The 13,273-nt window shown below is 42.5% G+C and carries 10 protein-coding genes and 1 pseudogene; 3 read left to right on the top strand and 8 right to left on the bottom strand.

Going from position 1 to position 13,273, the window contains the following annotated elements; translation table 11 throughout:
- Window positions 1-36 precede the first annotated feature (36 nt).
- The 3 genes and pseudogenes from ACS8FB_RS12720 to ACS8FB_RS12710 form a co-directional block, all read right to left on the bottom strand.
- Complete coding sequence (locus ACS8FB_RS12720; RefSeq protein ID WP_058369799.1) at window positions 37-897, bottom strand: SPFH domain-containing protein; 861 nt, start codon at window positions 895-897, stop codon at window positions 37-39.
- A gap of 341 nt (window positions 898-1,238) precedes the next feature.
- Window positions 1,239-1,694 (bottom strand): annotated as a pseudogene (locus ACS8FB_RS12715) (NfeD family protein); the annotation flags it as partial.
- Between the two features lie 200 nt (window positions 1,695-1,894).
- Window positions 1,895-2,434 (bottom strand): porin family protein, encoded by a 540-nt coding sequence (locus ACS8FB_RS12710; RefSeq protein ID WP_299218895.1) that lies wholly within the window; start codon window positions 2,432-2,434, stop codon window positions 1,895-1,897.
- 291 nt (window positions 2,435-2,725) lie between these two features.
- Here ACS8FB_RS12710 and ACS8FB_RS12705 point away from each other — a divergent pair, with 291 nt between their 5' ends.
- Both ACS8FB_RS12705 and ACS8FB_RS12700 read left to right on the top strand, forming a co-directional pair.
- Window positions 2,726-3,958 carry an aminotransferase class I/II-fold pyridoxal phosphate-dependent enzyme gene (locus ACS8FB_RS12705; protein ID WP_439263406.1) on the top strand — a complete coding sequence of 411 codons (1,233 nt, stop codon included), beginning with the start codon at window positions 2,726-2,728 and terminating at the stop codon, window positions 3,956-3,958.
- Between the two features lie 165 nt (window positions 3,959-4,123).
- A complete protein-coding gene (locus ACS8FB_RS12700) occupies window positions 4,124-4,927 on the top strand; it encodes a methyltransferase domain-containing protein (protein ID WP_439263405.1) in 804 nt (267 codons plus the stop codon).
- A 201-nt stretch (window positions 4,928-5,128) separates the two neighbouring features.
- On the opposite strand, the gene dnaK is transcribed toward ACS8FB_RS12700, so the two are convergent.
- Together dnaK and grpE are read right to left on the bottom strand one after the other, a co-directional pair.
- Window positions 5,129-7,069 carry a molecular chaperone DnaK gene (dnaK, locus tag ACS8FB_RS12695; protein WP_345832216.1) on the bottom strand — a complete coding sequence of 647 codons (1,941 nt, stop codon included), beginning with the start codon at window positions 7,067-7,069 and terminating at the stop codon, window positions 5,129-5,131.
- A 282-nt stretch (window positions 7,070-7,351) separates the two neighbouring features.
- Entirely contained in the window at window positions 7,352-7,957 is a 606-nt protein-coding gene (grpE, locus tag ACS8FB_RS12690; protein ID WP_439263403.1) for a nucleotide exchange factor GrpE, read from the bottom strand.
- Between the two features lie 320 nt (window positions 7,958-8,277).
- On the opposite strand from grpE, the gene ACS8FB_RS12685 reads away from it, so the two are divergent.
- Window positions 8,278-9,708: an alpha/beta hydrolase gene (locus ACS8FB_RS12685; RefSeq protein ID WP_439263401.1), complete on the top strand. Its 1,431-nt coding sequence runs from the start codon at window positions 8,278-8,280 to the stop codon at window positions 9,706-9,708.
- On the opposite strand, the gene ACS8FB_RS12680 is transcribed toward ACS8FB_RS12685, so the two are convergent.
- From ACS8FB_RS12680 to ACS8FB_RS12670, 3 genes are all read right to left on the bottom strand, one after another.
- Window positions 9,685-10,812 carry a metallophosphoesterase gene (locus ACS8FB_RS12680; RefSeq protein ID WP_439263399.1) on the bottom strand — a complete coding sequence of 376 codons (1,128 nt, stop codon included), beginning with the start codon at window positions 10,810-10,812 and terminating at the stop codon, window positions 9,685-9,687. The genes ACS8FB_RS12685 and ACS8FB_RS12680 overlap by 24 nt on opposite strands.
- A 151-nt stretch (window positions 10,813-10,963) precedes the next feature.
- Window positions 10,964-12,040, bottom strand: coding sequence for a metallophosphoesterase (locus ACS8FB_RS12675; protein WP_439263397.1), 1,077 nt, complete (start codon window positions 12,038-12,040; stop codon window positions 10,964-10,966).
- A 230-nt stretch (window positions 12,041-12,270) separates the two neighbouring features.
- Window positions 12,271-13,233, bottom strand: a complete 963-nt coding sequence (locus tag ACS8FB_RS12670) for a TIGR01777 family oxidoreductase (protein ID WP_439263395.1) — start codon at window positions 13,231-13,233, stop codon at window positions 12,271-12,273.
- Window positions 13,234-13,273: the final 40 nt, after the last annotated feature.

Genomic DNA, 13,273 nt, shown 5'->3' with positions numbered 1-13,273 from the left:
TCTTTTTTATGTACGTTTATAGTCGGCTATCGTCTGTTACACTTTTAACTTATCACCAACCATACCTTTTACGGTACTTAAGATATCTGCTGGCAATACCACCATTTTTGAGTTGTCAGATTCAGCCAGCTGACGAATCGACTTGATATATTGCTCACCAAGTAAGTAGACAATGGGCATCTCTTCATCACCCATAGCAGCGGTGATAAGACGAATAGATTCCTCTGAACCTTTAGCAAGCACGACTTGCGCTTCAGCATCACGGCGTGACGCTTCTAGGCGGCCGTCGGCTTCTAGGATAGCTGCTTGCTTTTGACCATCAGCACGGGTCACTGTTGCACGGCGTAGACGCTCTGCCGCTGCTTGCTCTTCCATCGATGCTTGCATGGTCGAGGAAGGATTGATGTCTTGGATCTCAACTGTCTTTAGGGTAATACCCCAGTCGGCAATGTCTTCTGAGATCGCTTGCTTGAGTAGTGCTTTGATCTCATCACGACTAGATAACGCATTGTCTAAATCCATCTCACCGATGATCGAACGTAAGGAAGTCTGTACCAAATTACGGATACCATGCTCATAATCTTCGATACCGTAGACCGCCTTGTCTGGGCGCATGATATTGATATAGGCCACCGCGTTTGCGATGATGACCACGTTATCGCGAGTAATCACTTCTTGTGAGGGAATATCAAGCACAATGTCTTTAGTCGTGACCTTATAAGCAATTCTATCCACAAAGGGGATAATGAGACTAAAGCCAGGCTCTAGCGTTTGCTGGTACTTACCCAAACGCTGCACCACCCACTTGTACCCCTGCGGTACGATACACACGCTTTTGAAAACGGTAAAAATGACTAGGGCAATTAATACAACCATCACAATACTAAGACCATTCATACTGTTTATGATACTGTTCATAACACTCTCCTTGAACCATTGCTATAAATGGAGCAGCAATGTCCTTTTTATTTAATATTTACAACGCTAGTGTATCGTATGGTATGACAAATAATGACTATGATAAAAAGGAGATAGCATTCTATGCTACTAATTAAATGTGAATAATCAAACCGTCCGATAAATTATTTATCCATAAACTTTTTTTTCAAGCGATCTCTATCAAGACCGGGTTTATTAAGGTTTAGCCTACCAACCTTTGCTTTGGCTGCAACAGAAGGACTCTCAACAGTAGGAGCGATGTTGGGGCGATTGACCGCTTGAGCTTCTATGCGCCTAGTTGGTGCAACAATCAGCTCATTACCGCTTATATCTGTCACCACAACCCGATCACCCACTTCAACAGAATCATCATTGACTCGGCACGCCCATTCATCTGCCCCTACAATCGGTACATTAAATCGTACCACACCTAACTTTCCTGCTTGCGGTTTGACTATAATCATACCAGTTTCACCGATGATAACCCCGCCGCCTAATCCGGCTTTGGTACGGTCTACTGACAATGGCTTAATATACTTAACCCATGCAAACATGAACAATACTGATAACGCTAACCAGATGATAACTTGTAATATTAATGGGACAGGTAGCAGCCATGATAAGGCAGCAACGATAACGGCAGCAGCCCCAAACCAAAGGCTTGCAAAGGTGGGAATAAATATCTCGGCAATCATCAACAAAAAGCCCAATACCAGCCAGTGCCAAGGTTCAATCATCCAAATAGTCTCAATCATCAGCGTATCCTCCTTTGCAGTTCTGACTTTTAATGTAGCACACTTTGATGATAAATAATCTCTTAAAAATCAATATGATACCATTAGTTATGATTATAGATAGTGTACCAAACATAATTTTATGATAAAAGTTATAGCCAAAAAAAACGACCACATAAAGTGATCGTTTTTTATTTTTATAGTAGTAACTTAAACATGCATTAGAACTTTAAATGTGCGCCTACTGTCATAAGGTCAGCATCACTACCAGTGACGGCATATTCAGCTTCAACGTTAAAATCTTGGTTGATTGCATAGCCTAGACCTACGCCACCTGCAAGACTGGTGTCATCATCTGAGAAAGAACGACGTACTCCTGCAGTTGTATAATCGCCTTCTACTTCTGTTTTAGCGATACCTACTTTACCTTTGGCATATAAGGCAGTATTTGGGAAAGCATAGCGGTAAGTACCATAAGCGCCATAGGTTTTGGCATCAATGTCGCCGTTTCTATAATCAGCGTCATCTGAACCTACATACTCAGCTTCAATACCAAAGTTAGGATCAAAGTTGTAACCACCGTAGACACCATATGCGGTAGGATCATCAGCACCATTGACGTCTAGATCAAATTGACCAACTTTTACACCGACATACGGTTGACCAGTATAACCATTGCCATACGACACGGCAGCTTGTGCACTTACGCTTAATAAAGAACCAGCTGCTAGTGCAAGTAATGTTTTTTGTAAGGCTTTCATTATTATCTCCTTCGAACAAAATTGACAAACAAGTTAGTTATTAGTGTTGGCTGTTATAGCCATATCGCCTTGTTTGCTAACGATGAAGATATAGTAACAAACTATTTCTTACACTCTGTCAGTGTTTAACGGTACGAGAGTTAAGATTTGAAAGTGTTTGTCATCATCTGGGTTACAAACCCCGTTATATGAAATTTTTTGTTACAACTAACGTTTTTGTGCAATAATTCTTACTCATTACTTGAATAAAAAAGTCAGAAAATCAGAGGCAGAGCAAAGGAACAACCGTATATGACAAGTTCTATCATAGAGCAATTGCGTGACACACTAACGCATCTGAAGTCTCAACAGCAATATCGACATCTGCCAAACCTAGAGCATCGGGGACGCTACGTTATACACAATGGTCATACGCTGCTTAATATCGCCAGTAATGACTATCTTGGGTTGGGCAGTGATGGTGAGATGCAAGCTGAATTTTTTAGACAATTAGAAGCACTATCAACAGTACAACTGCCTAAGATGAGTGCGACTTCGTCACGGTTACTCACAGGAAATGATACCCAGTTGCAAGCATTGGAGTCTGAAATGCAAGCGTGGTATCACACTGCCGTGTGTCGCCAAGATATGCCCATACCAAGGTCTGTATTGGTATTGAACAGTGGTTATCATGCCAATATTGGGATCTTGCCAGCATTGACCACTCTACCCGTCAACACGCTTGTGTTGGCAGACAAACTGGTACACGCGAGCATCATTGACGGTCTACGTTTAAGCCAAAACAAACTTGTCGGCTATCGCCGCTACCGCCATAATGATTATGAACATTTAGCCAAATTCATTGAACAAGCAGGGTCTGATGTTGAGCGCATCATTATCGTTACTGAAAGCGTTTTTAGTATGGATGGTGACCGTGCGGATTTGCCTCAGTTGGTACAACTAAAGGCTAAAGATGCACGCATTGAGCTATATGTCGATGAGGCGCACGCTATCGGTGTGTTAGGTGAGACGGGCTTAGGGCTAGCAGAAGAGACGAAAACATTAGCAGACATTGATTACTTGGTTGGTACCTTTGGCAAAGCCTTTGCCTCAGTTGGGGCTTATATTATGTGTGATGATATTGTCAAACAATGGCTGATCAACCATATGCGTCCTCTAATATTTAGCACCGCCCTACCCCCAATCAACCATGCATGGACACGCTTTATTTTAGCAAAAATGCCAACACTTAATGACCAACGCAACCACTTAGCCAAGTTATCTACAAAAATTAGCAAAGCCATCAATCAGTCACAGCAAACAACGCCTATCCGTCAAAATGTAACCTATGAGTCACCTATTGTGCCTTACCTATTAGGGGACAACGCGCGCACGATTGCCAAAGCACAGCAGTTACAAGCAACAGGATTTTATGCGCTGCCTATCAGACCGCCTACGGTTCCTGCCAACACCGCTCGTATTCGTCTGGTTATGAATGCCAAACTGACAAGTGAAGACTGTGAGCGGCTAATACAACAATTATGATTGAGAAGATACTGAGAACTGATGTTTGACAGAGCCTCTACTCCAGCTGGTTCAAAATAATTTGATGACAAGAGAGGCCAGTAAAAGTATGCTCAAACCGTAGCTGATTTTTATAAGATTGACTATATCAAGCAACAATTGACTGAATTGGATGTACTAAGCCATATGGAAATACTTGCCACGCCTTCTCGTTTTAGCAGCAGAAAACAAACCATCGCTCGCCATTTTGGCAACGCATATGACTATGACCAGCATGCTCATATTCAGCAGCAAGCATGCCGAGCTTTACTAGCTAATATTGCTCATGATAAGCAAGACAGTGTATTAGAGGTTGGGGCAGGTACTGGCCAAATGACACGCCTACTAGCTGCCTACATTCAAAGCCAGCATTGGCTAATCAACGAGTTATGTTCTGAGCAGACAGCGACCTTGCAATCAATCCTACCCACCGCTCAGATTGCTATTGGCGATGCCGAAACCTTAGATTTTGAAGGAGCTCATAGCTTGATAATTAGTGCCAATGCGGTGCAATGGTTCGATAATCCATTGAGCTTTGTCATGCAATCGGCACCTCGATTAAAAGTTGGCGGCCAGTTGCTGTTTAGCACTTTTACCGCCAATAACTTTTTGCAAATCAAGACGCTCACCAACCAAGGGCTTCACTATCCAGAAACGAGCGAGTGGCAGCTAGCATTAACTCATGCTGGCTTTGAGAGAGTCGTACTATCAACTCAGCGTTTTGATCTACTGTTTACAACCCCTTATGCAGTATTAAAACACATGAAACTGACAGGAGTGTCGACCAACCAAACGCAATCAGTCAACGCTCAACCTTTTAAGTGGACAAAAGCGCGTTTGCAACAATTTGAGCGAGACTATTGGCAGCATTTTTCGGCAACAGATGAAGAGGGCCAGCCTTGTGTCAGCTTGACTTATGAAGTACTGATCGTGAGTGCTTTTAGACCATAACCTTATAATATACAGTAGTAACACTAAAATCATGGTCATAAAAAAACGCACCCCGAAGGATGCGTTTTTTCATTTAACGATTTATCAATTTGTATCGATTCTACCATTTTCAAAAACTTGAATAGCAAAGATAACGAGCATAAGTACTACATTGAGTAGACTAAGCGAGTTTGACGGCTAATCGCGTTTTTGGGTTTGGTATTATTTTTTGTCTTCGTCTACTTCAGTAAACTCAGCATCGACTACATCATCATTGGCTTGGCTTGCATCCGCTGATTCAGTTTCTTGCTGGAACTGACCTGGGTCCATACCTTCTGCACCTGCGCCAGCCTCACCGTAGATCTTTTGGCTGATTGGCAAGAAAGCATTGTCTAACGCTTCAAGCTTGGCTTTGATGTCATCATGATCATCTTCTTTGGTCGCCGTTTCAAGCTCAGAGATAGCCGCTTCTACTGATGATTTTTCTTCGTCAGTGACTTTATCTTCTGCTTCTTTCAATGCTTTTTGAACCGCATGGATACGACCATCAGCTTCATTACGTACTTGTGCCAAGTTGGCAAACTTCTCGTCTTCAGCAGCATTTGCTTCTGCGTCTTGTACCATTTGTTCGACTTCTTCATCAGACAAACCAGAATCCGCTTTGATCTGAATACTTTGTGCTTTACCAGTACCTTTATCAGTCGCTGAGATATTCATGATACCGTCGGCGTTGATATCAAAGGTAACTTCGATTTGCGGCAAACCACGTGGTGCTGGTGGAATGTCTGTTAAATCAAAACGGCCAAGCTGTTTGTTTTGATTAGCGATTTTACGCTCACCTTGATAGACCTGAATCGTTACTGCTGGCTGATTGTCTTCAGCTGTTGAGAATACTTGTGATTTCTTAGTCGGAATCATCGTGTTCTTCTCAATGATTGGCGTCATCACACCGCCCATCGTTTCGATACCAAGTGTCAATGGTGTCACATCAAGTAATAGGACGTCAGTTTTGTCGCCAGACAATACGGCACCTTGAATAGCAGCACCTGCAGCTACCGCTTCGTCAGGGTTAACATCTTTACGTGGCTCTTGACCAAAGAACTCTTGTACTTTTTTCTGTACTAGTGGCATACGTGTCTGACCACCGACTAAGATTACATCGTCGATATCGCCAATTTTGATACCGGCATCTTCAAGAGAAATCTTACAAGGACCCATGGTACGCTGAACCAGCTCTTCAGTTAGGCTTTCAAGTTTTGAGCGACTGATGGTCACTACCAAATGCTTAGGACCACTGCTATCAGCAGTAATGTATGGTAAGTTTACTTCAGTGCTTTGCGCGCTTGATAGCTCAATTTTTGCTTTCTCTGCTGCTTCTTTTAGACGCTGCATTGCAAGAGAATCACCTTTTAGGTTCACGTCTTGCTCTTTTTTGAATTCAGCGACTAGGTATTCGATCAATGCTGAGTCAAAGTCTTCACCACCAAGGAATGTATCACCATTGGTTGCTAGTACTTCAAACTGCTGCTCGCCATCGACATCAGCGATTTCGATGATTGATACGTCAAAGGTACCACCGCCCAAGTCATAAACAGCAACGGTGCTATCGCCTTGTTTTTTATCCATACCATAAGCAAGTGCAGCAGCGGTTGGCTCGTTGATAATACGCTTAACATCAAGACCAGCGATTTTACCCGCATCTTTGGTCGCTTGGCGCTGTGAGTCGTTAAAGTATGCTGGTACAGTAATAACCGCCTCACTCACGCTCTCACCCAAGTAGTCTTCAGCGGTTTTTTTCATTTTTTTCAAGATTTCAGCAGAAACCTGTGGCGGCGCTAGTTTTTTACCATTCACTTCAACCCAAGCATCGCCATTGTCAGCTTTAGCGATTTTGTATGGCACCATACCGATGTCTTTTTGCACCACTTTGTCATCGAAACGACGACCAATCAAACGCTTGATTGCAAACAAAGTGTTGCTTGGATTGGTCACTGCCTGACGCTTGGCTGATTGACCAACAAGCGTTTCGTCATCTTTATAAGCGACGATAGATGGCGTTGTACGTGTACCCTCAGCGTTCTCGATAATTTTGACCGAATCGCCTTCCATTACGGCTACACATGAGTTAGTTGTACCTAAATCAATACCAATTACTTTACCCATAATTAATTACTCCAAATTTATTCTAAATTACTGTTTATAAGATTGTTGCTTACCCACGCTAGTCTTTTAAATAACTGGACGATATTACTGGTTTTAGTAATAGACCAAGTTATTAATATAAGCCACTAAGCTTGAGTATCAGACCTTAAGTGGTCACTTGTTGCTTTATATCGGTTTGTGTTTGTGTTTTTTCAAGTCAATGACAGTACATTAACTTGGTTTTGTGTGAAGTTTTGTGAATATCCTTACTTCTAATAAGGCTTACTCTCATTCTCACTTTACTTATTGACCAACACGTACCATAGCTGGACGTAATAAACGGCCATTCAAGCTATAGCCTTTTTGCAATACTGTACCAACGGTGTCCGCTTCAGCGTCAGCATCTATACCGACTGCCTCATGAAAGTCTGCATTGAACTTTTCGCCTTGTGGATCGACCACCTCTACGCCATGTCTATTAAGGACCGCAAGTAGCGCTTTATGAGTCAACTGCACACCTTCAGTCACTGGGTCGTTATCAGTAGCGCTCTCGATAGCGCGCTCTAAATTATCGACGATCTCTAGTAGATCTTTGGCAAATTTTTGTAGGGCGAATTTTTTACTTTTATCAGTTTCTTGCTCCATACGCTTTTGCGCATTGTAAGCTTCAGCATTGGCACGAGCCGTTCCTTCTTTGGCTTGTTTTACCTCGCCTTCAAGCTCAGCAATACGTGCATGAAAAGCATCGATATCAATATCGTTTTTAACCGTACTTTCTGCGCCTGAGTTGTTTTCTGGATCAAATTCGTTCATGGTTTCCTCTAAAAGGCTTTCTTCACGCTCAATATTACTCTGAGCCGCCTTTGGATCATTGGTATCAAACTCATGATTGGGTGCTTGTTCAGTCATAATAGCTCCTTATGATTTTAGTAATGGTGCTTAAACTTAATATAAAATAAAACCGTAAAATCTAGATTTCTTATAAATAAACGTTCAATACAATTGTATTCTGATAGCTGCTTGATAAAGACCCTAAGCATAAATTTCAAGCCTAAATGAGATGAATTTTTGGCTTTTGATGAAATAATGAGTTTTCATAGATAAAGACTCGCGTAAAGGACGTTAAAAACCAGCAGCAAACAGGTGCGTGACATCATAGGTTTGTTAACTACAACCAAGCTACCTGCTATAAGTTGTTTTTCTTTTTACTAAATTCGCTAAGGAATACTATGCCTGTTTTACCAACGCCATCTGTCAATGTACTGGTGAATAACATTGCTACTATTATAAAAGTGCTGCGCAATCGAGCAAACAGTGAGGCGCCAAAAGGCGGCTTACTAAATAACAGTCATCTGTCATTTAGTCGTCTAAACCATCGCCACTCTAGCGATACTCTCCATTTACCAGCACGCTATCAAAAGCATGCCTTACACCACATGCTAAAAAGTCTTGGCTATCTACCAACGCCCTTACTTGATAAGTTAAATGCACTTGTTAATGGTGCAGATATTCAGAAATATCCACATACTGATACTCACATGCGCCTGATTATAGCGTTAAACAATAAGCTTAAACGTCCGTTAAGCTTGGATAGTTTGCCGACACTGCGTCACAAATTTGCAGCCGATGCAGTCGCTATGCAAGCGCCAGACGTCTGGCAACAGTTCGATAACCAATCAAAGTCGCTGATTAAAGATAATGCAGAAATCAACGCAAAAAACAACGCGAAAACTCGTACACAAGGTAAGGCAAAAACTGGTGCAGTGGTGCGCTGGCAAGATGACATAATAGCGAACGCTGACGGCGATGATATGACGGTGCGTTGCTACCAACAGCATAAGCAAGGTAATGATGAAACGAACATCGACAAAACAGTTATGTTGTTCTTTCATGGTGGCGGGTTTTGTATTGGCGATATTGATACTCATCATGAGTTTTGTCATACAGTTTGCAGACGAACAGGCTGGTCTGTGGTCAGTGTCGACTATCGATTGGCGCCAGAGTATGTTGCCCCAACCGCTCTTAGAGACTGTCTAGCTGCTTATGAATGGTTAGCTGAGCACTGCCATACTTTGGATGCATTGCCATCGCGTATCGTATTATCAGGGGATAGTGCTGGCGGTTGCTTGGCCATCTTGGTCGCCCAGCAGATCACTGCGCCAGACGCTACGCAATGGCTCAATCTAGGATTAGATGCAGAAGATATCATTAGTAAGTTGCAAGACTTGCCTAGTCCACTTGCCCAGCTACCTCTTTATCCTGTCACCGATATTGAGGCAACTTACCCTAGCTGGGCATTATATGGTAAAGACTTGCTACTTGATTACAACGATGTCGAAGTGTTTGACACCGCCTACATGCAACATAGTACTTTGACAGGCTCACATCCGCTTACTTCACCCATGTATGGTCATAATGCGCACATTTGTCCAAGCTATATTGTGGCGGCTGAGCTAGATATCTTACGTGATGAGGCTCTCGTTTACGCTGACCAATTACAAGATAGTCGCATCGCGACTAAGACCTACACTGTGCTAGGCGCGCCGCACGGTTTTATTCATTTAATGAGTATTCATAAGGGTGTTGGTCATGAGGCAGCTAATATTATTGACAAGTTTGCCAGCTTTGTCCGCCAACTACTTACCACTAAGAGCGATTAACCAAATCTCTGAGCGCGAACCCAAGCGGAATGGAATACCCCAAAAGCCATAACCGGAGGACACCACAAAGTGTCCATGACCAATCGCTTCATAACCATAACCTAGACGGTTAATCGCATTGACGATAAAATTAGCGGGAAATACTTGACCATTATGAGTATGTCCTGACACTTGTAAATCAATCGGTAGCTGGCTATGTTCAACGATATCGCTAGGGCGATGGTCTAGTAATATAATGGGCTCATCTATATTTACTTGCGCCAGTAATTCTGTCGTCGCTACGCGCGCACGTTTATGATTATCAAAACGGCCAACCAACCAAATCGGTTGCCCTTGATGCGTTAGGCAATGAACCTCATCGTTCAATAATTGCACGCCAGCACTACGCAGTGAGTGACTAATGGGCTGCTCGTACCCGTATAAGTCATGGTTGCCTAACGTCGCATAAACCCCGTAAGGTAGGCTGGCACATAGTTCAGTTAAGTTCGCCTGCATATCGTAGGCAATAAATGCGTCGGTATTGTCATCCATAATATCGCCTGGCATCAGCAATATATCCGCTTCAGACTGGACGACAAGGCGATGTAGCCTATCTATCGCACCACTACCAAACAGTCGACCAATATGTAGATCACTGGCCACCGCAATACGCAGTTGCTCTACCATCGGTTTATTAATATGAATCGTTTTTTTACGCACAACAGGTATGTAGGCGCTATATAAAGCATAAATAAATAGACCAATAAAGATAAGCAGAGCAAGTACTCGCAACCCTGTTGCCACTACCGAAGGATTAAGAGCACGGTAGTCAGTAAAGGTTACTATTAACCAATACCCTCCGTATAACAGGCTGGTCAGCAGCGCGGTTAATACCATAAAGTGCATGAATAACATCCAACCACTCACCCAGCGATAGCTATTGGCAAACACCCTTTTTACACTCAGTAGCAGCAAACTATTGGTAATGATAAATATAGCAATCCATATGGAAATTTGTAGCGCAGGATTTATCAAAGGCTGTAACCACCACTGTAAGCTTAATGCAGCTCCTAAACTAAAAAGCTGCAACAGTACAAAAATAGTGATAAAAAATGCGTAGCGCATGAGTAATTCCGGAGTAGTTTTGGTATTTAAAGAGATTTAGACCAGACAAAGAAAGTTTAAGCGGAAGTTTGGTAGCGTATAAAAAACCCCTACTATGCTTGTATATAGTAGAGGCTTTTAGTATGGGCATTATGTCATTTACTTAAACAGTTTATAGGGCAGATTGTAACCTGATCATCCATATCTCAGACCGTGTTCCCAACCTAAATGGTACAGGACCAAATCCATAGCCTGAAGATACCAAAAACTGCGTATCCTTTATATTTTTGGTGCCGTGTACCAGTGGTTGAAACCACTGCTTTAATAGCGTTAACGGGAATATCTGCCCGCCATGCGTATGCCCCGATAAATGCAAATCTACAGGTGTATCGCTGATCTCTTCTAGCGCTGTAGGGCGATGCTCCAAAAACACCGTTAGCTTATCGGTATCGACCTTCGACAGTAATTCAGAGGCTGATAAACGCGTAGAATCCATATCATCCGAGCGTCCGACTAACCACACCGTGTCATTAAGCAGCACACTCTCATTATCAAGTACGGTGATACCTGCATTGGTTACCGCTTCAGCGATTGCTTCTTCGTACCCTAAATAATCATGGTTGCCTAAAACCGCGTATACGCCAAGCGGTGCGCGTAGTTTTGATAAATGTTCATGCATGTTGGTTTTGTCATAGTAGACGGTAGTATCATTCATCACGTCACCTGCCAGCACCACCATGTCGGCATCTTGAGCATCGATGAGATTGACCAACCTATCTATCTGTCGATTGCCAAACCATCTGCCTAAATGCGTATCGGATACTAAGGCAATATCTATCGGCTCATCTAATGGTTTGGTTGTCGTAACCGTTAACTGATGTACCACTGGCGAGTAAGCATTAAACACCGCTAAACTTACGATACCAATATATGTCATGATGCCGAAGCTACGTATGAGCTTAGGTCGGCGCTGACCTCTTAATAACTTATAATATATCAGAGCAATAGCTGAGGTAATTATCGCCGCATAGATCATAAAGCCTTGTAAAATACTGACGACTAAATAGACATGAAAACGCTCACGCCAAAACTCACTAAGCCCATAAATGAGCGCCACATTATTAATAATGAAAACGGATGATATAATTGCTTTTTTTGTAATCGAACGTCTTGGCTTGATAAGCCACCATAAAATGATACTAGTCGTTGACGCCAATATTTGGGTAACGACAATAAAGAAAAACCACATAATAATATCTGATCAAATAAAGATGCAGCTATCTTACGCCAAGTTTCTTACGCGCTGAATACAGATATTTTATTTCATTGAGGTTTCATGATTTTTATATCTCTATAGTGTTCAAACGTCCAATTTAGTCAGTTATTTTAGTCATTTTTGACAGACATAACTCAATAACTTTTTGAATTACCTGCGTTTCACATGAAACCATACCATTTTCTATAACTTTCAAAGTTCTATTAATTCTGCTCTTCTAACGCCTGCTTGAACGTTGGCTGTTTAAACTCATAACCTGCGTCCTGCAATGCTTGTGGCAATACCTTTTGCCCATCAATGAGTAGTGTCGACATCTCACCGAACATCAGCTTTAGTAAAAACTCCGGTAACGTAAAAAATGTTGGACGATCTAACCATGATCCAAGCGCCTTAGTAAAAGTATGATTGGTTACAGGGTTAGGCGCAGTAAGGTTATACACCAGCGCTGGCGTATCATTTGTGGTTTTTAGCGAGTTATTATTTATCATTTGAGTGTTCGCAGGATCAGCAAGAGACTTTTCAATAATAAATATCGCAGCCCCCACCCAGTCTTCACGACTAACCCAGCTCATTATTTGCTTGCCATCACCTAATTGTCCACCGACGCCCATTTTAAAAGGTGTTAAAAGCTTACCCAGCATACCGCCATCAGGATGAATCACCACACCAGTGCGCACAATAGCCACCGGTACGCCATGTTCAGTCGCTTTGAGTGCTAATTGCTCCCAATCATCACACAATTTATGAGCAAAATCCGTCTCAAAACCACTGCTTTCAGTCAATGGTTTATCGCCTTGCGTGCCATACCAGCCAATCGCTGAACCACTAACTAGCAGTTTAGGTTTGGCGCTGCTACGTGCAATGAACGCAAGTAGTGACTCGGTAGGCTTCACACGGCTCGCCATTAGCTGCTCTTTACGGGTATCGCTCCAGCGCGAGTCTGCTATTCCAGCACCTGCTAAATTAAGAATCACATCAAAGCTTTTATCAGTCCTTGCAAGCTCATCATAAGTCATCATAGCAATATCGTCAGGGTGTGCTTGGCTGCTATCGCGGGTAAGCCAAGTAATCTGCAGCTCTTTATTTTGTATGCGGTAACGTGTCATCAGCTCACGACTAAATGCACTACCTAAGAATCCTGAGCCACCACTGATCAAAATATTCATGTCCTACTCCCTAATTATTTTTAGCAATATGATTAGTGTG

Origin of the sequence: Psychrobacter sp. 1U1, from assembly GCF_051847535.1 — a bacterium.
GTDB lineage: Bacteria > Pseudomonadota > Gammaproteobacteria > Pseudomonadales > Moraxellaceae > Psychrobacter > Psychrobacter saeujeotis.
The sequence above is the reverse complement of the archived record's forward strand: the minus strand, read 5'-3'. Positions and strand labels throughout refer to the sequence as shown.